At 39.6% G+C, this 23,990-nt stretch carries 23 protein-coding genes; 15 read left to right on the top strand and 8 right to left on the bottom strand.

The genetic code is table 11. From position 1 onward, the window contains the following. Positions 1-32 precede the first annotated feature (32 nt). The 7 genes from ADA56_RS08585 to ADA56_RS08615 all read left to right on the top strand — a co-directional run bounded on the left by ADA56_RS08585 (position 33) and on the right by ADA56_RS08615 (position 8,860). Complete coding sequence (locus ADA56_RS08585) at positions 33-2,435, top strand: DNA internalization-related competence protein ComEC/Rec2 (protein WP_049370155.1); 2,403 nt, start codon at positions 33-35, stop codon at positions 2,433-2,435. 52 nt (positions 2,436-2,487) lie between these two features. Then, positions 2,488-4,236, top strand: coding sequence for a lipid A ABC transporter ATP-binding protein/permease MsbA (msbA, locus tag ADA56_RS08590; RefSeq protein WP_049370156.1), 1,749 nt, complete (start codon positions 2,488-2,490; stop codon positions 4,234-4,236). 53 nt (positions 4,237-4,289) lie between these two features. After that, complete coding sequence (lpxK, locus tag ADA56_RS08595) at positions 4,290-5,270, top strand: tetraacyldisaccharide 4'-kinase (protein WP_049370157.1); 981 nt, start codon at positions 4,290-4,292, stop codon at positions 5,268-5,270. A gap of 17 nt (positions 5,271-5,287) precedes the next feature. After that, entirely contained in the window at positions 5,288-5,467 is a 180-nt protein-coding gene (locus ADA56_RS08600; RefSeq protein WP_005696424.1) for a Trm112 family protein, read from the top strand. 9 nt (positions 5,468-5,476) lie between these two features. Beyond that, positions 5,477-6,235: a 3-deoxy-manno-octulosonate cytidylyltransferase gene (gene kdsB, locus ADA56_RS08605; protein ID WP_049370158.1), complete on the top strand. Its 759-nt coding sequence runs from the start codon at positions 5,477-5,479 to the stop codon at positions 6,233-6,235. Between the two features lie 9 nt (positions 6,236-6,244). After that, a complete protein-coding gene (uvrC, locus tag ADA56_RS08610; protein WP_049370159.1) occupies positions 6,245-8,071 on the top strand; it encodes an excinuclease ABC subunit UvrC in 1,827 nt (608 codons plus the stop codon). Positions 8,072-8,140: 69 nt separating this feature from the next. Further along, the gene (locus ADA56_RS08615) at positions 8,141-8,860 is read left to right on the top strand and encodes a TerC family protein (protein ID WP_049365379.1); all 720 of its coding nucleotides are present in this window, start codon (positions 8,141-8,143) and stop codon (positions 8,858-8,860) included. Between the two features lie 38 nt (positions 8,861-8,898). Here the strand turns inward: ADA56_RS08615 and ADA56_RS08620 are convergent, their stop codons facing one another. The 3 genes from ADA56_RS08620 to ADA56_RS08630 form a co-directional block, all read right to left on the bottom strand. Continuing rightward, positions 8,899-9,951: an ABC transporter ATP-binding protein gene (locus ADA56_RS08620; protein WP_049370160.1), complete on the bottom strand. Its 1,053-nt coding sequence runs from the start codon at positions 9,949-9,951 to the stop codon at positions 8,899-8,901. A gap of 13 nt (positions 9,952-9,964) precedes the next feature. After that, on the bottom strand, positions 9,965-11,485 hold the full coding sequence (locus tag ADA56_RS08625) for an ABC transporter permease (RefSeq protein ID WP_049370161.1): 1,521 nt from the start codon (positions 11,483-11,485) through the stop codon (positions 9,965-9,967). Between the two features lie 92 nt (positions 11,486-11,577). After that, complete coding sequence (locus ADA56_RS08630; RefSeq protein ID WP_049370162.1) at positions 11,578-12,576, bottom strand: iron ABC transporter substrate-binding protein; 999 nt, start codon at positions 12,574-12,576, stop codon at positions 11,578-11,580. 206 nt (positions 12,577-12,782) lie between these two features. Between ADA56_RS08630 and gshAB the strand changes: the two genes are divergently transcribed. The 4 genes from gshAB to ADA56_RS08650 all read left to right on the top strand — a co-directional run bounded on the left by gshAB (position 12,783) and on the right by ADA56_RS08650 (position 17,512). Next, entirely contained in the window at positions 12,783-15,056 is a 2,274-nt protein-coding gene (gshAB, locus tag ADA56_RS08635) for a bifunctional glutamate--cysteine ligase GshA/glutathione synthetase GshB (protein WP_049370163.1), read from the top strand. Positions 15,057-15,154: 98 nt separating this feature from the next. Next, positions 15,155-16,243 carry a PhoH family protein gene (locus ADA56_RS08640; RefSeq protein WP_049370164.1) on the top strand — a complete coding sequence of 363 codons (1,089 nt, stop codon included), beginning with the start codon at positions 15,155-15,157 and terminating at the stop codon, positions 16,241-16,243. Position 16,244: 1 nt separating this feature from the next. Next, positions 16,245-16,709 carry an rRNA maturation RNase YbeY gene (gene ybeY / locus ADA56_RS08645; protein WP_049370165.1) on the top strand — a complete coding sequence of 155 codons (465 nt, stop codon included), beginning with the start codon at positions 16,245-16,247 and terminating at the stop codon, positions 16,707-16,709. A gap of 17 nt (positions 16,710-16,726) precedes the next feature. Beyond that, complete coding sequence (locus ADA56_RS08650; protein WP_049370201.1) at positions 16,727-17,512, top strand: Cof-type HAD-IIB family hydrolase; 786 nt, start codon at positions 16,727-16,729, stop codon at positions 17,510-17,512. 38 nt (positions 17,513-17,550) lie between these two features. Here the strand turns inward: ADA56_RS08650 and tpx are convergent, their stop codons facing one another. From tpx to serC, 3 genes are all read right to left on the bottom strand, one after another. Next, positions 17,551-18,048: a thiol peroxidase gene (gene tpx, locus ADA56_RS08655; RefSeq protein ID WP_049370166.1), complete on the bottom strand. Its 498-nt coding sequence runs from the start codon at positions 18,046-18,048 to the stop codon at positions 17,551-17,553. Positions 18,049-18,056: 8 nt separating this feature from the next. Continuing rightward, positions 18,057-19,166 (bottom strand): histidinol-phosphate transaminase, encoded by a 1,110-nt coding sequence (hisC, locus tag ADA56_RS08660; protein WP_049370167.1) that lies wholly within the window; start codon positions 19,164-19,166, stop codon positions 18,057-18,059. A gap of 64 nt (positions 19,167-19,230) precedes the next feature. After that, a complete protein-coding gene (gene serC / locus ADA56_RS08665) occupies positions 19,231-20,313 on the bottom strand; it encodes a 3-phosphoserine/phosphohydroxythreonine transaminase (RefSeq protein WP_049370168.1) in 1,083 nt (360 codons plus the stop codon). Positions 20,314-20,492: 179 nt separating this feature from the next. Between serC and ADA56_RS08670 the strand changes: the two genes are divergently transcribed. Further along, a complete protein-coding gene (locus tag ADA56_RS08670) occupies positions 20,493-20,843 on the top strand; it encodes a DUF496 family protein (RefSeq protein WP_049362174.1) in 351 nt (116 codons plus the stop codon). Positions 20,844-20,919: 76 nt separating this feature from the next. Here the strand turns inward: ADA56_RS08670 and ADA56_RS08675 are convergent, their stop codons facing one another. Together ADA56_RS08675 and rsmC are read right to left on the bottom strand one after the other, a co-directional pair. Beyond that, positions 20,920-21,417: a YbhB/YbcL family Raf kinase inhibitor-like protein gene (locus tag ADA56_RS08675; protein ID WP_049370169.1), complete on the bottom strand. Its 498-nt coding sequence runs from the start codon at positions 21,415-21,417 to the stop codon at positions 20,920-20,922. A gap of 10 nt (positions 21,418-21,427) precedes the next feature. Continuing rightward, the gene (rsmC, locus tag ADA56_RS08680) at positions 21,428-22,420 is read right to left on the bottom strand and encodes a 16S rRNA (guanine(1207)-N(2))-methyltransferase RsmC (RefSeq protein WP_049370170.1); all 993 of its coding nucleotides are present in this window, start codon (positions 22,418-22,420) and stop codon (positions 21,428-21,430) included. An 87-nt stretch (positions 22,421-22,507) separates the two neighbouring features. On the opposite strand from rsmC, the gene ADA56_RS08685 reads away from it, so the two are divergent. From ADA56_RS08685 to rimI, 3 genes are read left to right on the top strand one after another with little or no spacing between them, the layout of a single operon-like run. Beyond that, the gene (locus ADA56_RS08685; RefSeq protein ID WP_049370171.1) at positions 22,508-23,098 is read left to right on the top strand and encodes a hypothetical protein; all 591 of its coding nucleotides are present in this window, start codon (positions 22,508-22,510) and stop codon (positions 23,096-23,098) included. Positions 23,099-23,101: 3 nt separating this feature from the next. After that, positions 23,102-23,506 (top strand): DNA polymerase III subunit psi, encoded by a 405-nt coding sequence (locus ADA56_RS08690; RefSeq protein WP_049370172.1) that lies wholly within the window; start codon positions 23,102-23,104, stop codon positions 23,504-23,506. A gap of 5 nt (positions 23,507-23,511) precedes the next feature. Continuing rightward, positions 23,512-23,952, top strand: coding sequence for a ribosomal protein S18-alanine N-acetyltransferase (rimI, locus tag ADA56_RS08695; RefSeq protein ID WP_049370202.1), 441 nt, complete (start codon positions 23,512-23,514; stop codon positions 23,950-23,952). Positions 23,953-23,990 lie beyond the last annotated feature (38 nt).

Raw genomic sequence — 23,990 nt, forward strand, 5'->3', positions numbered from 1 at the left:
GCCTTACTTTCTCGCTATAAATCACACTTAAAATGAAAATCACGCTATTTCAACTGTGCATGATGCTCATTGTCTCAGCCTTATCCTTGCTTGTCGTGCCAGATTTTTTACTGCTCACTTGGCAACAGGCTGGGCTGAGCATTTTAATGTTGGTTATGACCGCACTTTGTTTCCATTGGTTCAATTATTTTAAAGCCAGAAATTTTTGCATAAGTAGTATCTTGTTTTTACTTACTTTGGCTTATGCACATTCACCAGCTTTATCGTTATTGGGACAAGCAGAGAAAATTTCAAGTTTACCGAATAAAATTACCTTAGATCTCCACATCTCAGAAATTCTTCATCAGCAAGATTATCAAACGTTGGTTGCGACAAGCTCTTTATTTGATGGAAAAGAACAACGGATTTTTATTAATTGGAAAGCGCCGGAAAAGCCACAACTCGGCGAAGTTTGGCGGGGTGATGTAAAACTTCGACCTGTTTCTGCAAGACTTAATCATGGGGGATTTGATCGACAACAATGGTATTTTTCAAAAAGGATTATTGCCGTTGGAAATGTGAAAAGTGCGGTCAAAATTGGTGATGATTTTTCTTACCGCACATATTTTCTACAGACTAGCCTCAAGCAAACAGAGGGGCTTTCTTTACAAGGTTTACTTATAGCATTGGCATTTGGTGAGCGAGCTTGGCTGGATAATAAAACGTGGCTGATTTATCAACAAACGAATACAGCACATTTAATTGCGATTTCAGGGCTCCATATTGGTTTAGCAATGGGGATAGGCTTTTTCTTTGCTCGATTGTTGCAACTCGCACTGCCTACACGCTTTATTTCGCCCTGGTTTCCACTTTACTTTGGTGTGTTGATTGCTTTAGGTTATGCCTATTTAGCCGGATTTAGTTTACCAACCTTCCGTGCAATGATGGCACTGCTTTTTATTGTAATCCTTCAATTTTCGCGACGATATTACACGCCTTCGCAAATGCTGTGTTTAGTCGTGGCATTTTTGTTGTTTTGCGATCCGCTTATGCCGCTTTCGGTGAGCTTTTGGCTTTCAATTGGTGCCGTTACCTGTCTGATTGTGTGGTACAGATATGTTCCCTTATCAATCATTGAATGGCGACATCAAAAATTATCCCGCAAAGTGCGGTGGATTTTAGGCTTGTTTCATTTGCAGTTAGGGCTGTTGATTTTATTTACGCCTATTCAGCTTTTCTTTTTTAATGGCTTGGCATTAAATGGGTTCTTAGCAAATTTAATTGCAGTGCCCTTGTATAGTTTTTTACTTGTGCCCTTGATTCTCTTTGCGGTGTTGACCCATGGTGCATTTTCTTCTTGGCATCTTTCAAATACGATTGCTCAAGGTATTACACAATGCCTCAGTCTTTTCCAAGGTTCGTATATGCCAATTTCGATGAATTTATCCCTCGTTTTGACTGCACTTTTAAGCTTTGTTTTTGGCAGCATGTTATGTGGATTGTATTTTGCATCTCAAGCTCAAACAAAAAATACAACGTTAAAATCGAGTCGATTTTTCACGTTAAATAGTACAAAAATCTTATCGTCAGAAGATTATAAAAAAGCTCTATTGGGCATAATTCTTATTTTTAGTATTTGTATGAGTACTCTAGGATATCGATATTTCACGAACCCCAAATGGCAGTTAGATACGTTAGATGTTGGTCAAGGTTTAGCAACCTTAATTGTGAAAGAGGGGAAAGGGGTGTTGTATGACTCGGGGCCTGCTTGGCAGGGTGGAATAGGGGCTTCTTCCATGGCGGAATTAGAGATATTACCTTATCTTCAACGGGAAGGTATTGAACTTGAAACCTTGATTTTAAGCCATGATGATAACGATCATTCAGGTGGTGCTAAAGCGATTTTAGCCGCATACCGAGACATTGAACTGATTACACCTTCTCGTAAAAACTACGGCGAAACGCACCGCACTTTTTGTCTTCAGGGGAAACAATGGCTGTGGCGAGGACTTGATTTTAAAGTTCTTTCACCCACGCAAATAACAGATAGAGCGGAGAATCCGCAATCTTGCGTAATTTTACTAACAGATGGACAGTACAAGATCCTTTTAACCGGTGATGCGGATGTGGCGACAGAAAGAGCATTTGCTGAAAACATAGGCAAAATTAATGTGTTACAAGTGGGGCATCATGGTAGTAAAACTTCAACAGGCGAGTTTTTATTGGCTCTGACGAAACCTGATCTTGCCTTAATTTCAAGTGGACGATGGAATGCGTGGAATTTTCCTCATCCAACCGTGATTGAACGGTTAAATCGTTATCAAAGTGCGGTCGAAAATACCGCTATTTCAGGTCATATAAGGTTAAATTTTACTGAAAAGGGCATTGAAATTGAAAAGGCGAGAGGAGATTTTTCACCTTGGTTTGCCCGTGTAATTGGATTATCCCCGAAATAACAGGTACAATGCAGCCAATTTTTATTAAGACAATGTGATGTAAGAACAAACTATGCAAGATAAAGATTTCTCAACCACACAAACTTTTAAGCGTTTATGGCCGATGATTTCACCGTTTAAATCAGGCTTATTAGTCGCCGCTTTTGCTTTAATTTTTAATGCTTTAGCAGATTCAGGTTTGATTTATATGCTTAAGCCTTTGCTTGATGATGGTTTCGGAAAAGCCGATCATTCTTTCTTGAAAATGATGGCATTTGTTGTGGTTGGCATGATTATATTGCGTGGGGTGACCAACTTTGTCTCTACTTATTGCCTAGCGTGGGTATCCGGTAAAGTAGTGATGATTATGCGCCGCCGTTTGTTTAAACATTTAATGTTTATGCCAGTGAGCTTTTTTGATCGTAATTCAACAGGAAAATTACTTTCTCGTATTACTTACGACTCAGAAATGATTGCTAACTCTTCATCTAGTTCATTAGTGACGATTGTTCGCGAAGGAGCCTATTTAATTTCGTTGCTTGTTGTGATGTTCTATACCAGTTGGGAATTAACACTTGTGCTTTTTGTGATTGGCCCGATTATTGCAGTACTGATTCGCATGGTATCTAAGATTTTCCGTAAGCTCAGTAAAAATATGCAAGATTCCATGGGGGAATTAACCTCTGCGACGGAACAAATGCTGAAAGGGCATAAGGTAGTGCTTTCTTTTGGTGGGCAATTAGTGGAGGAAGAGCGTTTCGATAAAGTCAGTAACGATATGCGTCGTAAAGGTATGAAGATGGTAACTGCTGATGCCATTTCAGATCCAGTTGTGCAAGTGATTGCTTCTTTGGCGTTGGCAGCAGTGCTTTATTTAGCAACGACACCATTAATTGCTGATGATAATTTAACTGCGGGTTCTTTCACGGTAGTTTTTTCTTCTATGTTAGCGATGATGCGTCCGTTAAAATCCTTGACGAATGTAAACTCACAATTCCAACGAGGCATGGCGGCTTGTCAGACATTGTTTGCGATCTTAGATTTAGAGACTGAAAAAGATAATGGTACGTATAAAGCCGAACCCGCAAAAGGTGATTTAGAATTTAAAAATGTGAGTTTTGCCTATGAGGGTAAAGAAGAGAAAGCCTTAAATAATATCTCTTTCTATGTGCCTGCAGGCAAAACCGTGGCATTAGTGGGGCGTTCAGGTTCGGGTAAATCAACCATTGCCAATTTAGTGACGCGTTTCTACGATATTGATGAAGGTGAGATTTTATTAGATGGCGTGAGAATTCAAGATTATCGTTTATCTAATTTACGCGAAAATTGTTCAGTGGTTTCTCAACAAGTACATTTATTTAACGATACGATTGCCAATAATATTGCTTATGCGGCAGAAGATAAATACACGCGTGAAGAAATTATCGAAGCGGCGAAAGCAGCTTATGCACTTGAATTTATCGAGAAACTTCCACAAGGTTTTGATACCGTTATTGGTGAGAATGGCGCAAGTCTTTCTGGTGGTCAGCGTCAGCGTTTAGCCATTGCTCGTGCGTTATTACGTAATTCACCGGTTTTAATTTTAGATGAAGCGACGTCTGCTCTTGATACCGAATCTGAACGTGCGATTCAGTCTGCATTAGAAGAGCTGAAGAAAGATCGTACAGTATTGGTTATCGCGCATCGTTTATCAACCATTGAAAATGCCGATGAAATCTTAGTCATTGAACACGGTGAAATTAAAGAGCGTGGTACACATCAAGATTTATTAGCACTTGATGGTGCGTATAAACAATTACACAGTATGCAGTTTAGCGGATAAAATAATAAGGGCGAACCAATGTGTTCGCCCAAAATCAATATAGGATAAATGAAATGCCTTTTTGGTACTCTAATTCAAAGCTAGCTTGGTTGCTTCTTCCTTTTTCACTGCTATTTTGGTTGATTAGCCAAATTCGCCGAGCATTATTTTCCCTGAATATCTTATCCTCTTATAAATCTCCGAAACCGGTCATTATTGTCGGCAATCTTTCTGTTGGTGGAAATGGTAAAACCCCTGTCGTTGTCTGGTTAGTTGAAGAGTTACAAAAACAAGGATTACGTGTAGGCGTGATTTCTCGTGGCTATGGTAGCCAATCTAAAACCTATCCTTTACTTGTCACACCGGAAACAGACCCTGTTCAAGGTGGCGATGAACCTGTTTTAATCGCCAAAAGAACAGGTGTGCCTGTGGTGATTTCACCGAATCGTCAACAAGCTATCGAATTACTTTTGAATACACAGGATTGCGATCTGATTATTTCGGATGATGGATTACAACATTATAAGTTGCGACGTGATATTGAAATTGTAGTGATGGACGCAGAACGCGCTTTAGGGAACGGCTTTGTATTGCCTGCAGGCCCTTTGCGTGAATTGCCAAGTCGTTTAAAAAATGTGGACTTTGTGATTACTAATGGCGGAAAAAATGCTTATTCTGATGCCATTATGCAATTAGTTCCTCATTATGCCATTAATTTAGTGACGGCAGAAAAACGCTTGTTAAGTGAATTTACTCAAGGTTCAGCCATCGCGGGAATTGGCAATCCTCAACGTTTTTTCACGATGTTGGAAAATTTAAATATTCGTTTAGCCAATACGAAAGCTTTTCAAGATCATCAACATTTTGAGCCGCAATTATTAGAAAAACTCGCTGAAAACCAACCGCTCTTTATGACCGAAAAGGATGCCGTAAAATGCCAAGCTTTTGCTAAAGAGAACTGGTGGTATATTCCAGTTGATGCGGAGATTGTTGAGGCTGAAAACCAAGGCCAAAAACTTCCACAATTGTGGGAAAAAATCCGTCATTTAGTGTAACTCTATTCGAGTGAAATATGCGTGAGAAACTTAATCCTCGATTATTAGAAGTGATCGCTTGCCCGCGATGTTTGGCAAGATTGAAATACGATCAAGAAAATCAACGGCTCATTTGCCCTTTTGAGCAAGTGGCGTATCCTATTGAAAACGGCGTGCCGGTTTTGTTGGCAGAAAAAGCCGAAACACTGAAAGAATAAGGAATGATTATGTCATTTACAGTTATTATCCCTGCTCGTTTTGCATCGAGCCGCTTACCAGGTAAACCTTTAGCTGATATTGCCGGTAAACCCATGATTCAACATGTTTTTGAGAAAGCTCAACAATCAGGCGCTAGCCGAGTCATTATTGCGACAGATAACGAACAAGTTGAAAAGGCAGCAAAAGCTTTTGGAGCAGAAGTTTGTATGACATCAGAAGCTCATAATTCTGGTACTGAGCGTTTAGCGGAAGTGGTAAGTAAGCTTGGTATTGCTGATGATGAAATTATTGTAAACATCCAAGGGGATGAGCCGCTAATTCCCCCCGTTATTGTGAGCCAAGTAGCAGAGAATTTAGCGAAGTTTAACGTGAATATGGCGACACTTGCGGTAAAAATTCACGAAGCGGAAGAGTTATTTAACCCAAATGCGGTGAAAGTCGTTACGGATAAAGATGGCTACGTTTTATATTTTTCCCGTTCAGTGATTCCTTACGATCGTGATCAATTTATGCAATTAGAGGATACCTCAAAGGCACAACTGGCTGATGCGTATCTTCGTCATATTGGTATTTATGCTTATCGTGCAGGCTTTATTAAACAATATGTGCAATGGGCACCAACACAATTAGAAAACTTAGAGAAATTAGAGCAACTCCGTGTATTGTGGTACGGTGAGCGTATCCATGTGGAATTGGCGAAAGAAGTCCCTGCTGTTGGTGTGGATACGGCAGAAGATTTAGAAAAAGTGCGGTCAATTTTGGCATAGTTTTTACTGATGTTTGATTCCAAGAAGTTTCTCTCAGACGTTTCTCATGAACCTGGTGTTTATCGTATGTATGACGATAAAGATCAGGTTATTTATGTGGGCAAAGCGAAAGATCTAAAAAAGCGCCTTTCCAGCTACTTCCGAAAAAACTTAAGCAGCAAAAAAACAGAAGCCTTGGTGTCGTCAATTCATCATATTGATACGACGATTACTTCTTCAGAAACTGAAGCGTTATTGCTAGAGCACAACTTCATTAAGCTTTATCAACCTCGTTATAATGTGTTATTGCGAGATGATAAATCCTATCCTTTTATTTTATTGACAAAAGAACGCCATCCTCGCATTACTTCTTATCGCGGAACGAAAAAAATTGCAGGCGAGTATTTCGGGCCTTATCCTCATGCGGGTGCAGTGCGTGAAACCTTGTCGTTAATGCAAAAATTATTCCCTGTTCGTCAATGTGAAAATTCGGTTTATAACAATCGTTCCCGCCCTTGTTTGCAATATCAAATCGGGCGTTGCTCCGCACCTTGTGTGCCAGGCTATGTGACTGATGAGGAATATAACCAACAAGTTGAATTAGCACGACTATTTTTACAAGGAAAAGATCAGCAAGTATTAGATTATCTCATTGGCAAAATGGAGCAGGCGAGCCGAGACTTGGATTTTGAAGGCGCGGCACGTTATCGTGACCAAATTCAAGCGGTTCGTGCTGTTATCGAAAAACAATTTGTTTCCAATGAGCGTTTGGATGACATGGATATTATGTCCATTGCGTATCAGCACGGTTTAGCTTGTGTTCAGGTAATGTTTATTCGTCAAGGCAAAGTATTGGGCAATCGCAGTTATTTTCCGAAAGTGCCTGCTAATACAGATTTATCTGAACTCACAGCCACTTTTGTTGGGCAGTTCTATTTGCAAGGTCATCAGGGCAGAAGTATTCCTAATAGTATTATTGTGGATCATAAATTAGATGAAAAAGCGGAGCTTGAGGCCTTATTAACTGAACAAGCCGGCCGAAAAGTGGTGATACAAGAATCTGCTAAAGGCGATAAAGGCAAGTATTTGCAGTTGGCACAAATTAATGCCAAAGCGGCCTTAGCGACTCAACTTAAACAATCTTCCCGAATGTACGAACGTTATCAAGCGCTTTGTGAATTGCTCGATATGCCTGAAATTAAACGCATGGAATGTTTTGATATTAGTCATACGATGGGTAATCAAACCGTGGCATCTTGCGTGGTATTTAATCAAGAAGGCCCACTGAAATCAGATTATCGCCGTTTTAATATTGAAGGTATTACGGGTGGTGATGATTATGCAGCGATGGAGCAAGCCTTAAAGAAACGTTACGACCGCGATCTTGATGAAGATAAAATTCCCGATATTATTTTTATTGATGGTGGTAAAGGGCAGCTTAATCGTGCCTTAGAGGTTTTTCATCACCTCAACGTAAAATGGGATAAAAACCGACCGCACTTAATTGGTGTTGCAAAAGGTGTAGATCGTCGAGCAGGACAAGAGGTGTTGATTATCAGCAAACAAGATCGTGAAATCCATTTGCCGGATGATAGTCTTGCGTTGCATTTAATCCAACATATTCGAGATGAAAGCCATAATCATGCGATTAGCGGTCATCGTCAAAAACGCCAAAAAGCCTTTACCCAAAGTGGATTGGAAACCATTGAAGGGGTAGGTGCTAAACGACGTCAAGCCTTGTTGAAATATTTAGGTGGATTGCAAGGTGTCAAAAATGCCACATTGGATGAAATCGCCTCTGTACCCGGTATTTCTAAAGCCTTAGCCGAAAAGATTTTCGAGACCTTAAAAAGTTAGGAAAAATCTTGATTTTCTACACGAACTGTCTATTATTTCAACCTTTCGGATTTTATATAGGAACATATTATGTTTGAATGGCTTGTTGATCCTGAAGCATGGATTTCATTGCTCACATTGACCGCACTTGAAATCGTCTTGGGTATCGATAACATTATTTTTATTAGTATTTTAGTGGGACGTTTACCTGCGAATCAACGTCAATCTGGTCGTATTATCGGCCTTGGATTAGCGATGATTACCCGTATTTTACTTCTTGTTTCCCTTTCTTGGATGATGAAATTAACGGAGCCACTATTCACTTTGGTTGGTCAGGAAATTTCGGGTCGCGATTTGATTTTATTCCTTGGGGGCTTATTCCTAATTGTGAAAAGTACAGGTGAAATTAAAGAGGCGATGCATCCTGAAGCACATCATGAAGAAGAGAATAACAAGAAGAAAGTCAGTTATTTGGGTGTATTAATCCAAATTGCGATTTTAGATATCGTATTTTCTTTAGACTCAGTAATTACCGCGGTAGGGATGGCAAACCACCTTCCAGTGATGATTTTGGCAATTATGATTGCAGTAGGTGTGATGATGTTTGCAGCGAAACCAATTGGTAATTTTGTTGATACCCATCCGACATTGAAGATTTTAGCCTTAGCATTCTTAATTTTAGTTGGAGTAAGTTTAATTGCTGAAAGTTTGGATATTCATATTCCAAAAGGCTACATTTACTTTGCAATGGGCTTCTCAACAGTAGTTGAAATGCTCAACATCAAAATGCGAAAATCACTTGGTCATTAAATCATATAAAAAGGCGGAACAATGTGTTCCGCCTTTTTTTAGTCATTATAGAATACCCCTTTCCCATACAAATACATGGTGACTTGTTCGTCAGTATGGTATTCGTTGATGAGATCTTCATTGATATTCAATTCATAACCGCAAACATCAATACAAATATTGATAGCTCGTCCTCTTGATTCAATTCGCTTAATCTCACCTTTAAAAGAAGCGGTCGGGTCTTGGATTTTTTTCGCAAGAGAGAATTGCTCAGGGCGGAATAACACTTTCCCTTGCGTATGGCCATTTCCTTTATTTTCGATGGCAATTTCACCTAATTGACAGGTCGCGATGCTATCGTTTTTTAATGTTGCAGGAAGAATAATGCTGTCCCCAATAAATTTAGCAATAGACAAATACTGAGGTGACCAATAGAGCGTTTTAGGTGTCGCAATTTGGAGAATTTTCCCTTCTTGAATCACTGCGATTTTGTCAGCATGACATAGTGCTTCATCGCGATCATGGGTTACAAATACGGCAGAGGAACCACTTTCTCTTAATACTTGTAACATATCGTAACGAATTTGATTTCTTAGATGTTCATCTAACGCACTAAATGGCTCATCAAACAGGATTAACTCAGGGCTTGGTGCAAGTGCTCGAGCAAGTGCAACACGTTGCTGTTGACCACCAGAAAGCTGATGAGGGAAACGGTCCGCTAAGCTGCTAATACCCGTGAGTTTCATCACTTCTTCGATGCGTTGTTTTTCCTCTTCCGTTTTCCCTTTGCCATCGCCTAAGCCATAAGCAATATTGCGGTAAACATTTAAATGAGGAAATAGCACGCCTTCTTGTACCACATAGCCTAATTTGCGTTGCTGGGTCGGCACATTGAGATTTTCTTTAAAAATAGGTTGATTCTTTAACCAAATCTCACCGCTTGTTGGTTGTTCAAAACCAGCAATACTACGCAATAAGGTGGTTTTTCCACAACCAGATGCGCCAAGAAGAAATAGAATTTCACCTTTCTCTAATTGCAGAGAGATATTGTGCAGAACCTGGTGTCCGTTAAAGGATTTATTCAAATTTTTAATGTCGAGTAATGTTGTCATTTTTATCTTCTCGTTATTTAAAACCGTATCGTTTCAGTAAAAATACAGGAATCCCTGAAAATAGCACTAACATAATGGCATAAGGCGTTGCAGCCGCATATTGTGCATCAGAGGTGTATTCCCACACCGCAGTTGAAAGCGTTTTAATGTCATTAGGGGTCAGTAATAAGGTTGCGGTGAGCTCTTTCATTAAGTTTAAAAATACTAAAGCAAAGGCAGCCGCAATCCCCGGTAACATAGCTGGAATGACTAAGGTACGGAAAATATAAAAGTTGCTACGGCCTAAGCTTTGCCCTACCTTTTCAATGTTACTAGACATTTGTTCAAGCGAGCTACGCAAGGTCGTTTGCGCCATTGGAAGATAAAGCATAAAGTAGGCAACGATAACCATGGCAAAGGTTTGATAAAGGGAATAGGCATAGTTGATGGTAAAGAAGACCAATGATAATGCGATAACAAGCCCTGGCACAGCGTGAAGTAGATAAGGGATTCGATCAAGCCAAATCGTCAATTTACTGCGATAGCGTACCGCAGCCCATACCAATGGTAGTGCACAAATAACGGTAAGTGTTGCACCCAGTGTTGATATAGTCAGTGAATTTGTGAAGGCGGTAAAAAATTCCCCAAAATCGACCGCACCTTCAATGGAACTTCCCACGGTTAGCCAATAAATCAGCATAGTAATCGGCACACCAATACTGAGCACAAAAATGGTCGTGAAAAAGCTTACGACTAAAATTTGTTTTCCTGCTGAGAGGGTTTTCAATGGATACGGACGTATTACGCCTTTGCCGCTTTGATAGAGTGTTTGTGTGCCTCTAAAACGAATTTCCCCCATCACAACAAAGATACAGATCACCATTAACACACCAGAAAGTAAGGCGGCGGTGTTGTTATTAAAGGCCATTTCATATTCTTGGAAAATTGCCGTAGTGAAGGTTTGGTAATTTAAAATAGACACGGCGCCAAAGTCTACCAACATATGAAGCGCAATTAATAATACGCTGCTACCGATGGCGGGTTTGAGTTGTGGAAAAATCGCATGCCAAAATGTGTAAGCATGGCTTTTAGCTAATGAAAGGCTCACTTCTTCTAAAGAGCGGTCGAGTCTTTTTAAGGTCGCCGCGACAGGGAGATAAGCAAGCGGGAAAGAACTCAGCGTCATAATGCCGATGGTTCCCCAGAAGCCTTCCACTCTGAAGGTAAGACTGATCCACGTAAAACAACTGACAAAAGCCGGAATACAAAGAGGGAGCGTCATCGCAACTTGGAAAAAGCCTTTTCCCCAAAAGCGATAACGTTCTAATAAAAATGCACATAACGTGCCGAGAATAATGGCAAAAAGTGTGACAAATACCATTAAAAGTAGGGTATTACTGAGCAATTCCCACATTCTTGGGCGCCAAAGTAATTCAATGCTGCGAGCTAATCCGACATCTGCAGCACGCTCAATAACATATAAAAAAGGGAGTAATAATGGCAAACTAATCAGCACGATTAAGGCTATAAGCCAGCGAGGTGGGCGATTAGACACAGAAAAATCCTTTAAAATATTAGTGTAAAATAAGTAGAGTAAATAACAGAAGGGCGTGTATTACACGCCCTATATTGCATAGCAAATTAAACTTATTTCAAACCAGCTTCTTCAATAAGTTTATTGGCGTTGTCTTTGTCTTCAGAAGTCGTTGCCGAAACAACAGGCGCTTCTAATTTCGCATAAGGTTCCATGTTAAATGGAGAAACCACATCGGTACGAAGTGGGTATTCTGCACGTACTGAAACAAACGCTTGTTGTCCTTCTTTACTTGCTAAGAAATCAACGAATTTTTTCGCTTCTTCTTTATTTTTAGAACCTTTTAATACCGCTGCACCAGAATAGGTCACTAATGCACCTGGATCTTGATGACGAATGAAGTAAAGACGTGTTTTGAGGTTATCAGCACCTTTTTCTTTTGCAAGTGTATACCAGTAATAGTTGTTGATTAACGCTGCTGGTACTTCACCATTTTCAACCGCTTGAAGAGCAACGCTGTTTTTCGCATAAAGTTTACCGTTTTCTTTTAAGCCTTTTAACCATTTTAGAGCGGCATCTTTACCTTTTAATTTGGTAATCGCAACAACTTGCTCTAAGAATGCGCCTGAAGTTGGAACGTAACCAATTTTATCTTTCCATTTTGGTGTTGCATAATCTAACACGGATTTTTCCATGTCTTTTTCAGATAATTTAGTGTGATCGTAAACCACAACACGAGAACGACCGCTTAATGCGACCCAGTCTTTTTTCGGTGCAACAGGAACGCCCTTCTGTGCAGTTTGTTTAATAGTATCTGCAGAAAGCGGTTCTAATAAGCCTGCATCAGACAGGGCAGCGAAAGGTGCAGTTTGTTCAGAAAAGAATACGTCAGCAGGGGTTTTATCGCCCTCTTCTTTTAATTGACCTGCAAGTTGATCACTTTTCGCACTGTTTAAGGTGACTTTAATGCCCGTTGCCTTTGTAAATGCATCAGCAACAGCTTGAGAACCTTCTTTGTGTTGGCCGTTGTAAACGGTAATATCTGCAGAAGCGAATCCTGCAAACGCCATTAAGCCAGTTAGTGCGGCAATTTGGAAGTGCTTAATTTTCATGAAAACTCCTTTATGTTATCGGGCAAATCGCCCATTTTCTGAAAATAAAATTCGTCCCATTCTAATATATTTAAAAGAGATGATGCAAATGATTCTCAGATATTTTTCTCTTATATCAAAATTTCATATCCCATTCTATTTTTTTACTTCGTCCTATGTTGATTTTTCTCCATAATGTCTAGTAGAAATTTCTAATAAGGACGGATATGAATATTCAGCAAATCATTAAACAATATCACCTAGAGCTCTTATTTCAGCAAGGGTCATTTGGGATTGAAAAGGAAAGTCAACGGGTGCATGCGGATGGTTCAATAGTGACATCATTGCACCCCAAAGCCTTTGGTAATCGTCGTTTCCACCCTTACATTCAAACAGATTTTGCAGAAAGTCAGTTGGAATTGGTGACTCCTCCGATGAAGAAATTAGAGGATACATTACGGTGGCTTTCAGCTATTCATGAAGTGACTTTGCGTACATTACCAGAGGATGAATTTATTTTTCCTTTTAGTATGCCTGCAGGGTTACCGCCAGAAGAGCAAATTAAGGTTGCACAATTAGATAATCAGGAAGATGTGGCTTATCGAGAGCATTTAGTCCAGTCTTACGGTAAATATAAGCAAATGGTCAGTGGTATTCATTACAATTTTCAAATTGACCCTAAGTTTATTGATGCCTTATTTCATGCACAAAATGAAACACAAAGTGCGGTTGATTTTCAAAATAATTTTTACCTAAAAATAGCGAAGAACTTCTTACGCTATCAATGGATTTTACTTTACTTGTTTTCTGCAACACCGACGGTAGAGGAAAAATATTTCAGAGGCAATTCACCCCTTAAACCGCATCAGTATGTGCGGAGTTTACGTTCAGGGAAATATGGTTATGTGAATGATCCGAAGATCCACGTCTCTTATGACAGTTTGCAAGAGTATGTTGAGACGTTAGAACACTGGGTGAAATCAGGTGATTTGATTGCGGAAAAAGAGTTTTACTCGAGTGTACGTTTGCGTGGTGCTAAAAAAGCGCGAGATTTACTTGAAAAAGGAATTCAATATTTAGAATTTCGTTTGTTTGATCTCAATCCGTTTGCACCTTATGGAATGGAACTCGCTGATGCAAAATTCATTCACTATTTTATTTTGTTAATGGCATGGCTTAATGATACCGCTGATCAAGAAGGCGTAAAATTAGGTAAAGCACGTCTTGCTGAAGTCGCATGGGAAGACCCAAGAGAGCAAAGTGTTTATGCGGTAGAAGGCGAATTAGTCCTCCTTGAAATGCTCAAGATGCTTGAACAACTTAATGTGAGTGATGAGATTAAAACGATTGTTAAAGACAAATTAGGGCAATTTGCGGATCCAAACCAAACGCTTTGTGCGAAAGTAGTCGCGGCAATTGAACAGGTTGGCAGTTACCAACAGTTAGGGGCGGATATCGCGCAATCCAATAAAGCAAAAGCCTTTGAACGTTTTTATGCATTAAGTGCGTTTGATAATATGGAACTGTCCACACAGGCGTTATTGTTTGATGCAATTCAAAAAGGATTAAAGATTGAGATTTTAGATGAACGCGATCAATTTATCAGTCTTCAATTTGGCGATCATTTGGAATATGTCAAAAACGGTAATATGACTTCTCACGATAGCTATATTTCTCCACTCATCATGGAAAATAAAGTAGTAACGAAGAAAGTCTTAGCAAAAGCTGGATTTAATGTACCGCAAAGTATCGAGTTTACCGATGTGAAAAGTGCGGTCGAAAATTTCCCACTTTTTGAGAATCGAGCCGTCGTGATTAAGCCAAAATCAACGAATTTTGGTTTAGGGATCAGTATTTTCCAACAAAGTGTAACGAATAGAGAAGATTTTGCAAAAGCAGTAGAAATTGCTTTCCGTGAAGATAAAGAAATCATGGTTGAAGATTATCTACAAGGCACCGAATATCGTTTCTTTGTGCTGGGTGATCAAACCTTAGCCGTCTTATTACGCGTTCCAGCAAATGTCATTGGAGATGGTGTACATACCGTTGCTGAATTAGTTGCGGATAAAAATGATCATCCTTTACGGGGTGATGGCAGTCGTACACCATTGAAAAAAATTGCATTAGGGGATATTGAGCAGTTGCAGCTTAAGGAACAAGGCTTAACCGTGGATTCTATTCCAGCGAAAGATCAACTTGTCCAATTACGTGCGAATTCCAATATTAGTACCGGCGGCGATTCTATTGATATGACAGATGAAATGCATGCCAGTTACAAAGAAATTGCGGTAGGGATTAGCAAGGCAATGGGGGCGGCAGTTTGTGGCGTAGATTTAATTATTCCTGATTTGAAACAGCCGGCAGAACCGAGTTTACGTTCGTGGGGTGTGATTGAGGCAAACTTTAATCCTATGATGATGATGCATATTTTTCCATTTAGTGGACAATCTCGACGATTGACAATGAATGTGATTAAGATGCTTTTCCCTGAATTGCCTTAATTTGGTTATCGGGCTTCATCAGTTGGTGAAGCCCGTTTTACATTCATCGTAATTAGGCTAAAATGGAAACAGTATTCACAATTCTAAAACGAAATTTAATGACAACTTTTACCTTAGAACCTCAAGAAAATGATCGTCTGCAATCCCTTTGCGGTGCATTCGATGAAAATATCAAACTGATTGAAAAAGAATTTAACCTCAATATTTCTCGCAATAACTTCACTTTTACTGTGAAATCAAATGATGAAAATCCAAAATCTCACCATGAACAATTAATTGATCGTGCGGCTAAATTAATCCAAACATTATATGTGGAGACTGCACCAATTAAAGGGAAAGTGAAGGAACTTGATTTAGAAGATGTGCATATTGCCTTGCAAGAGAGCAGAATGTTATCGCAAGCGGGAAGTGAGTCATGTAGTGAAAATCACGTCTATAGCACCACAATTAAAACCAAGCGTGGTTTGATTAAACCGCGTGGTGAAAATCAAATTCAATATTTACATAATATTCTTACGCACGATATTAGTTTTGGGATTGGCCCCGCTGGTACAGGGAAAACCTTTTTAGCCGTAGCAGCGGCAGTTGAAGCATTAGAACGCCAAGAAATTCGTCGCATTTTGCTGACTCGTCCTGCGGTGGAAGCGGGCGAAAAATTAGGTTTCCTGCCGGGTGATTTAGGCCAAAAAATTGAACCTTATTTACGACCGCTTTATGATGCGTTATTTGAAATGCTTGGCTTTGAACGCGTACAAAAGTTGATGGAGCGAAATGTGATTGAAATCGCACCATTGGCTTATATGCGTGGTCGCACACTCAATGACAGCTTTATTATTTTAGATGAAAGCCAAAATACGACGGTCGAACAAATGAAAATGTTTTTGACCCGTATTGGTTTTAATTCTAAAGCCGTGATTACAGGGGATGTGACCCAAATCGATTTACCACGTAGCACCAAATCGGGTTTACGTCACGCCATGGAAGTGTTAAGCAAAGTATCGGAATTAAGCTTTAACTACTTTGAAAGTAAAGATATTGTGCGACATCCTGTGGTGGCAAAAGTAGTGCAAGCTTATGAAGAATGGGAAGCCCAAGATGAAATCCGCCGTCAAGAAATCGCTGCGCAGCGTCGAGCTGAACGTGAGCAAAAAGTGCGGTCAGAAAATGAAACGAATTTAGGAGAATAACATGGGCAATATGATTATTGATCTGCAATTGGCGAGCGAAAATACAGAAGGCTTGCCGTCAGAAGCGCAAATCCTACAATGGGCAACCGCCGCAGTGCAACCAGAAAGTGATAATGTCGAAATGACGGTACGCATAGTGGATGAAGCGGAAAGTCATGACTTGAATTTGACTTATCGTGGAAAAGATCGTCCAACCAATGTGTTGTCTTTCCCTTTTGAATGTCCTGACGAAGTGGAATTACCGCTGTTGGGCGATTTGGTGATTTGTCGCCAGGTAGTAGAACGTGAAGCTATCGAGCAAGAAAAGCCTTTAATGGCGCATTGGGCGCATATGATAGTGCATGGTAGCTTACATTTACTTGGTTATGATCATATTGAAGATGATGAAGCCGAAGAAATGGAAAGTTTAGAAACTGAAATTATGCAGGGTTTAGGCTTTGCCGATCCTTATCTTTCAGAAAAATAATGACTATTGGAGCAATTATGTATAAAGCCGTATTCAGCGATTTTGATGGTACCTTATTAACGTCGGATCATCGAATTTCGCCTAAAACCTTAGATGCAATTCAATGCATTACAAAACAAGGTATTCCATTTACACCTATCTCTGCGCGTTCGCCGCTTGGTATTTGGCCTTATGCGAAACTCATTGAAAATTACAACATCATTGTGGCATTTAGTGGTGCCTTGATTTTAGATAAAAACGCTAAGCCTATTTATTCAGTACAAATTGATCCCGCTGATATTCAAGCCATTAACCAAGTATTAGCAGACCATCCTGCGTTGGGTGTGAATTATTATACTTATGATGATTGCGTTGCTCGCGATGTGGATAATAAATGGGTGATTTATGAACGTAGCGTAACGGGCATCCAGATCGATCCTTATGATGAAAGTTCGATTTATTCTCCGCATAAAATTCAAATCATTGGTGAAACAGACGAAGTGATTGGTATTGAGCAAATCTTGAAAGAGAAATTCCCGCATTTAAGTATTTGCCGTTCTCATGCGAATTTCCTTGAAGTGATGCATAAATCGGCGACAAAAGGTAATGCCGTACGTTTTCTCGAAGATTACTTTCATGTGAAGATGGAAGAATGTGTTGCTTTCGGCGATAACTTTAACGATTTAGATATGCTAGAAAGCGTAGGATTAGGCGTGGCAATGGGCAATGCTCCTGATGAAATTAAACAGGCCGCTAATCGTGTCACTGCTTCGCATAATGATGATGGAATTGCATTAATATTGAATGAGATTTTTCCTGAATAAATAAAAAGGCGCTTTCTATGAGAAAAGCGCCTTATTCATTATAGTGCGGCTAGCGCAGCTTCATAATTTGGTTCATCTTTAATTTCAGATACCAGTTCACTGTGTAACACGTTGTTGTTTTCATCTAAAACAATTACTGAACGTGCGGTTAAGCCTGCGATTGGACCAGTTTTGATGTTTACCCCTAAGTTTTCATGAACTTCTTTATGACGGAAAGTAGAAAGTGTTTCTACGTTCTCAATACCTTCCGCACCGCAGAATCGTGCTTGTGCAAAAGGTAAGTCCGCTGAAATACAAAGTACCACAGCATTCTTTAAATTAGCTGCCTGTTGATTGAATTTACGAACAGAAGTTGCGCATACACCAGTATCAATACTCGGGAAAATATTTAAGACCTTGCGTTTTCCTGCATAAGCATCAAGCGTGACGTCAGCAAGTTCTTTATTGGTGAGTGTAAGTGCGGTTACTTTTTCCCCTTTTTTTGGAAAGTTACCGCTTACTTCAATGGGATTGCCCATCATTGTTACTTTGCTCATAAAAGCTCCTATTTCTCATTTCCTAAATTAAGCACTTTTTTAAGTGCCGTAAAAAATTTGTCATTTTCTTGCGGTAAGCCAATGCTGATGCGCAAGTGATTTGGCATGCCATAACCTGCAATTGGGCGTACAATCACGCCTTCACGCAATAATGCATCATAAATTGGTGCAGCAGGTTGTTTAAAATCAATGGTAATAAAGTTACCTTTAGACGGAATAAAGTCTAAGCCATATTGTTGACAGAAGGTTTCATAACGTTTCATTTCTTGGCGATTATTTTCCGCCACTTTTTCCACAAAAGCGTCATCGTTCATCACTGCAATCGCGCTGGTTAAAGCGAGACTGTTACAGTTAAATGGCTGACGAACACGGTTTAATAAATCTGCAATTTCAGGATTAGAGACCGCGTAGCCAATGCGTAAACCTGCCAAACCATAAGCTTTTGATAGAGAGCGTGAAACGATAAGGTTCGGGTATTTTTCCAGTAATGCAAAAGAATTAACGCGTTCGCTTGGATGAGTAAATTCAGTATAAGCTTCATCTAATACCACAATCACATTTTCAGGGACTTTGGCCAAGAAAGCATCCAATTCAGCTTCCGTTAAGAAATTCCCTGTTGGATTGTTTGGATTGGCAATAAAAATCAGTTTAGTTTTATCTGAAAGTGCGGTCAAAAATCCGTTTAAATCATGTCCCCAATCTTTAGCGGGGATTTCTTTTGCGACGGCGTTAATGGCTTTGGTCACTAAAGGGTAAACAATAAAGGCATATTGTGAATAAATCACTTCATCGTGTTCACCCGCAAAGGTATGAGCAAAGAGCTCTAATAAATCGTTAGAACCATTGCCAAGGGTGATTTGGTTCGGCTGCACACCAAATTTTTTTGCAATAGCTGTTTTAAGTTCAAAACCATTTGCATCAGGGTAGCGAGTTAAATGATCAAGTTGGGCTTGAATGGCTTTTTTCGCACTTTCAGGAAAGCCGAAAGGGTTTTCATTCGAGGCCAGTTTAACGATATCAGTAATGCCTAATTCGCGTTCGAGTTCTTCGATGGGTTTTCCGGCTTGGTAAGGTGAAAGAGATTTTACGCCTTGATTGGCAACGTTGATGTATTGCATATGCTTTCCTTATAAAGACGAGCGGGCCTTTCAGCCCGCACGTTGAGTTTAGTTAATCAGATAATTAGCTATTTTCAGCTTCAAATTTTTTCATGAATTCAATGAGCGCTTGTACACCTTCTAATGGCATTGCATTGTAGATAGATGCACGCATACCACCTAACACTTTGTGACCTTTTAAGGCTTGAAGACCAGCAGCTGTCGATTCTGCAACAAATTTAGCATCAAGTTCAGGATTGCCTGTCACAAATGTGACATTCATGGTTGAACGGTTTTCTTTAGCCACTACGTTACGATAGAGTTTGCTGCTATCAATGTAGTCATAAAGAGTTTGCGCTTTCACTGCGTTACGTTTTGCAATTTCTTTTAAGCCGCCAATTGCTTGAATGTGTTTGAAGACCAATGAACAGAGATACCAAGCAAATGTTGGCGGGGTATTGATCATGGAGTCGGCATCACGTTGTGTTGCATAATTCCAAATTGATGGTGTTGCTTGGCGAGCATGACCAATTAAATCATCGCGAATAATCACAAGTGTAATCCCTGCTGGGCCAAGATTTTTTTGTGCACCAGCGTAAATGACACCAAATTTGCTAATATCAATTTCGCGAGAGAGCACATTAGATGACATATCGGCTACAAGTACCGCATTACCCACATTCGGTACATCAAAAATTTCAACACCACTGATGGTTTCATTTGGGCAATAGTGAACGTAATCGTATTGTTCCGCAATGTCGCTGAAATCAAGGTCGGTAATGCGTGTGTGCTCACCATTTTCCACAATGGTAATTTCATCAATTTCAGCAAAATTACGCGCTTCTTTCGCTGCAGTTGCAGACCAGTGACCGCTATTTAAGTAAAGTGCTTTGCCTTTCTCACCAATTAGGTTCATCGGTAATGCAGCAAATTGACCACGTGCGCCACCTTGTAGGAATAACACGCGATAGTTATCTGGAATGTTATATACCTCGCGTAAATCTTTTTCTGCTTGAGTAATCAATTCCATAAAATATTTGCCACGGTGGCTGACTTCCATCACAGACACACCTTGACCAAGCCAGTTAGTTAGCTCAGATTGTGCTTTGTGTAGTACCTCAGGGAAAATCATGGCTGGACCAGCACTAAAATTAAAGACTTTTGACATTGTGTTTCCTTATTTTATTTTTGAATAGATTCTTCATTTTTACCACTACCGAATAGGATAATCAACTAAATCAAACAGTTTTTTGATCTAATCCATCAATTTAAATTTAAGCTTTTGACGGGGACGAAAAAAAAGGCTACATTACCCGAAGTTTATTTTTAACTTTGAGAGAGTCGATCATGGGAAATGTAAATAAATCCTTCCAAGAAGTATTAGAGTATGTGCGTTTATATCGTTTAAAAAATAAACTTAAGCGTGACATTGAAGACAACAACCGTAAAATTCGTGATAACCAAAAACGTGTCTTATTATTAGATAACTTAAATCAATATATTCGTGATGATATGAGCATTGAAGATGTTCGTGCGATTATCGAAAATATGCGTGATGACTATGAAGGTCGTGTGGATGATTATAACATTCGCAATGCGGAACTTTCTACTCAACGCCGTGAAACGAGCAATAAGATGAAAGAACAGAAAAAAGCACACGCGAAATTAGTGCAAGACGCGAATAAAATCACGTTATAAAATCCTAAAAGAAATGACCGTACTTTGTTGAAGTGCGGTCATTTTTTATGGTGTTTTTAGGATGAACTATAAATGATTAAACATCATAAGTGCCCATCACCACAGCTTGATCTAGAATATGCCCCTGCATCGCAAAATGTAGATCATTAAAACGGAATCCCGGTTTGAGGTTTAGTTTGGTATCAAGTGCATACACAATAAGCTCGTAACGATGTAAGCAGTTTGGTGGGGCCATACCACCATAGAATGAGGCTTCTTCGATATCAAATTGACCTAATTTACTTGCCCAAGTATTTGCACCTTGTACATAATCTGTTGCAGTTTGACTTTCATTTTCGTGGATAACGGTACGTTCAAGATCCGCAATGAGCCAATGAATCCACACAAAGCCACTCGCCGTAATTGCGTCTTTATCTTCTAAGACAACCGCAAAGGATTTGGTACCTTGAGGTGCATCATGAATTTCAAACGGGATAGAGTAGATCGGCATACCATTTGGGCTAAATTGTGTGCCGCGTTTACCATATTTGTCTTCAAAGGCACCATTTTGAATGGCTGAACTGGTTACAAACATTGTTTTCTCCTTAATTTCTCACGGAATACACTTTAAATTTGGTGGTTTGAGCAAGTACGTCAAACTTACCGAAATGTTGTGTTAATAAATCGGGATAGGGTAGAAATGCATTAGCAACGATACGCAGTTCTCCGCCTGCCGTTAAATGCCATTTTGCTTGTTGAATAAGTTCTTTCACCGCACGATAAGCAGTGTCGATTCCATCGTGGAAAGGCGGGTTTGAAATAATCAGATCAAATTTCCCTTCAATATGGGAAAACACATCGCTTGCGATAACCTGACCTTCAAGCTGATTTTCAGCAAGTGTTTGATGGGCAGATTGAATTGCCATCGCATGAATATCGGTCATCGTGACATCCGCTTTAGGGTGATGTTTTTTGATCATAGAACCTATGACACCTGCCCCACAACCAACGTCTAACACTTTGCCTTGAATTGGTGACGTTAAGGTAGAAAGTAGAAGTGATGTTCCGCTATCAAGTTCATTGGCACTGAATACACCCGGCAAGCTGTAAATACGGAGATCGCCTAATACATCATTTTGGTAGCATTTCCAATAAGATTGAAGATCAAAGTGCGGTTGTTTTTGTAAGGCAAAATGATATAAGCCGCAACGACGTGCAGAGTCGATTTTGCCAATTTCACCATAAGGTTCAAGTAGTTTTTCAGCTGAACGGACGCCACAACGATTTTCACCAATAATTAACACTTTTTGACCAATTTCACTCTTGGCGAGTAGTTGCATCAGCTGAAAATTCACTTCTTGTTTATTCTTCGTCCAATAATAAATGATCAGATCGGTTTGCGGTTGAAATTCAACCTCAAAATTGACCGCACTTTGGGTTTTAGCATAATCAAAATACCAACTCCAAATTTGTACAGATTGACAGTGTTTTTTTAATATTTGGGGGAAATCATCATTAATGCCACCGGCAAGAAGAATTGATTTACCGTTAAAAAGGGAAAGGTGGCGTTGTAAAACTTCGCTTTCGAGAGAAATCACGCTTTAAATCCTGTAGTTTATTGGTTAAAATTACGTGTTATTCTAACAAAAGATAACGACTTAGACGTATTTATTAAGGAATTATTTATGAAAAAAATCATCACAGCAGTCGCAATGGCAAGTTTATTGTCCGGCTGTCAATTAATCGAACAAATTCAAGGTAGCAAGCAAAAACCTTCAACCTTACCAACTAGCTCAACACTTGAATTGCCTGCAGCACAAGCACAAAGCTTAGATGCACAGTTTGAGCGCATTAAAAAAGGTAACCAAGAAGTCACCTTCAACGGTGAGAAATTCTATAAACAAACGAAAGCCTTCGATAAATCAGAAGATCCGCGTTTCTTAAGTGGTGCGGCGAATGTAGATCGTAGCAATCGTAAATTCATTATGAGCGAAACCTATTATCTAAAAGATGTTTCACATGTTCCGGCATTAACGACAAAATACCTTGATGCAAACAAAAAAGTATGTGAGTTAAAAACAATTGGTAACGCTTCAGATGTTTACTATGCTTGTGATGGTAAAGATTTCCAACGTTTTATCGCCGTGGTTTATCAAGCGAAAAATATTCTTTCTTTCCGTAGCTTAAAAGCGTATCAAGAAAAACCAACCGAAGCGCAAGAACAAGCGATTGTTAAAGGTTTAAGAGATTATCCGTTAGATACTATCGCTCGTTAATCTATGGATAGACGCAATCTTCTTTTAAATGAAATGGGGGTAACCCGTTGGCAGCTACATCGCCCAGAAGTATTACAAGGGGCGGTTGGTGTGAGTGTGTCTGAACAAGTGAAATTTATTGTTGTGGCGAAAGATAACGTATCGAACTCTCCACTTTTTTCAGATGTTCGACTGGCACTAGAGTTAAACAAAGAAGATTGCCTTTGCCTGAATTTCGATCAAATTCAACATATCACATTACAACATTCTGTGCGATATTGGTTATTAGCTGAAAATGTAGATGAAATCGACCGCACTTTACCTTATTGCTTAAATGCAGAGCGTGTTTATCGCTCTGTTGATTGGCAACAATTCCAGCAAGATAGCCAAGCTAAGCGTGAGCTTTGGCAACAAATCCAACAAATTTAATCATGATGCCTTCTCTTTTTCCTATTGAAGAATGCGATATGGATCGCTTATATGAAATTGAACAAGCAGCACATCTTGTGCCTTGGTCATTGGGAACATTGAAAAATAATGTCGGCGAGCGTTATCTCAATTTGAAATTAGTGGAAAAAGAGCAAGTGTTTGGTTTTGCTATTTGCCAGACGGTATTAGATGAAGCCACATTATTCAATATTGCGATAGATTCGGTTCAACAAGGAAAGGGTTACGGTTCGTTTTTATTGCAAGGTTTAATGAGTGAGCTTAAAGAGAAAGGTATTCAAACCCTTTGGCTGGAAGTACGAGAGTCGAATCCGGCTCGTTTCCTTTATGAAAGGCTAGGATTTAATGAGGTTGATATTCGTAAGAATTATTATCCAAAACCAGATGGTGGACGAGAAAATGCTGTCGTGATGGCATGTTATCTCTAGAATGCAAAAGTGCGGTCAATTTTGACCGCACTTTGTTT

This window comes from Parahaemophilus parainfluenzae (assembly GCF_001055095.1).
Lineage (GTDB): Bacteria > Pseudomonadota > Gammaproteobacteria > Enterobacterales > Pasteurellaceae > Haemophilus_D > Haemophilus_D parainfluenzae_Z.

What these genes read in the sequence shown, in the direction of transcription:
- ADA56_RS08670 (WP_049362174.1), top strand. Translation starts at nt 20,493, where the DNA reads ATGGGAAATGTAAATAAATCCTTCCAAGAAGTATTAGAGTATGTGCGT.
- ADA56_RS08620 (WP_049370160.1), bottom strand. Translation starts at nt 9,951, where the DNA reads ATGACAACATTACTCGACATTAAAAATTTGAATAAATCCTTTAACGGA.
- msbA (WP_049370156.1), top strand. Translation starts at nt 2,488, where the DNA reads ATGCAAGATAAAGATTTCTCAACCACACAAACTTTTAAGCGTTTATGG.
- gshAB (WP_049370163.1), top strand. Translation starts at nt 12,783, where the DNA reads ATGAATATTCAGCAAATCATTAAACAATATCACCTAGAGCTCTTATTT.
- lpxK (WP_049370157.1), top strand. Translation starts at nt 4,290, where the DNA reads ATGCCTTTTTGGTACTCTAATTCAAAGCTAGCTTGGTTGCTTCTTCCT.
- uvrC (WP_049370159.1), top strand. Translation starts at nt 6,245, where the DNA reads ATGTTTGATTCCAAGAAGTTTCTCTCAGACGTTTCTCATGAACCTGGT.
- kdsB (WP_049370158.1), top strand. Translation starts at nt 5,477, where the DNA reads ATGTCATTTACAGTTATTATCCCTGCTCGTTTTGCATCGAGCCGCTTA.
- ADA56_RS08585 (WP_049370155.1), top strand. Translation starts at nt 33, where the DNA reads ATGAAAATCACGCTATTTCAACTGTGCATGATGCTCATTGTCTCAGCC.
- serC (WP_049370168.1), bottom strand. Translation starts at nt 20,313, where the DNA reads ATGTCAAAAGTCTTTAATTTTAGTGCTGGTCCAGCCATGATTTTCCCT.
- tpx (WP_049370166.1), bottom strand. Translation starts at nt 18,048, where the DNA reads ATGAGCAAAGTAACAATGATGGGCAATCCCATTGAAGTAAGCGGTAAC.
- ADA56_RS08675 (WP_049370169.1), bottom strand. Translation starts at nt 21,417, where the DNA reads ATGTTTGTAACCAGTTCAGCCATTCAAAATGGTGCCTTTGAAGACAAA.
- ADA56_RS08615 (WP_049365379.1), top strand. Translation starts at nt 8,141, where the DNA reads ATGTTTGAATGGCTTGTTGATCCTGAAGCATGGATTTCATTGCTCACA.
- ADA56_RS08685 (WP_049370171.1), top strand. Translation starts at nt 22,508, where the DNA reads ATGAAAAAAATCATCACAGCAGTCGCAATGGCAAGTTTATTGTCCGGC.
- hisC (WP_049370167.1), bottom strand. Translation starts at nt 19,166, where the DNA reads ATGCAATACATCAACGTTGCCAATCAAGGCGTAAAATCTCTTTCACCT.
- ADA56_RS08690 (WP_049370172.1), top strand. Translation starts at nt 23,102, where the DNA reads ATGGATAGACGCAATCTTCTTTTAAATGAAATGGGGGTAACCCGTTGG.
- ybeY (WP_049370165.1), top strand. Translation starts at nt 16,245, where the DNA reads ATGGGCAATATGATTATTGATCTGCAATTGGCGAGCGAAAATACAGAA.
- ADA56_RS08650 (WP_049370201.1), top strand. Translation starts at nt 16,727, where the DNA reads ATGTATAAAGCCGTATTCAGCGATTTTGATGGTACCTTATTAACGTCG.
- ADA56_RS08640 (WP_049370164.1), top strand. Translation starts at nt 15,155, where the DNA reads ATGACAACTTTTACCTTAGAACCTCAAGAAAATGATCGTCTGCAATCC.
- ADA56_RS08630 (WP_049370162.1), bottom strand. Translation starts at nt 12,576, where the DNA reads ATGAAAATTAAGCACTTCCAAATTGCCGCACTAACTGGCTTAATGGCG.
- ADA56_RS08600 (WP_005696424.1), top strand. Translation starts at nt 5,288, where the DNA reads ATGCGTGAGAAACTTAATCCTCGATTATTAGAAGTGATCGCTTGCCCG.
- rimI (WP_049370202.1), top strand. Translation starts at nt 23,512, where the DNA reads ATGCCTTCTCTTTTTCCTATTGAAGAATGCGATATGGATCGCTTATAT.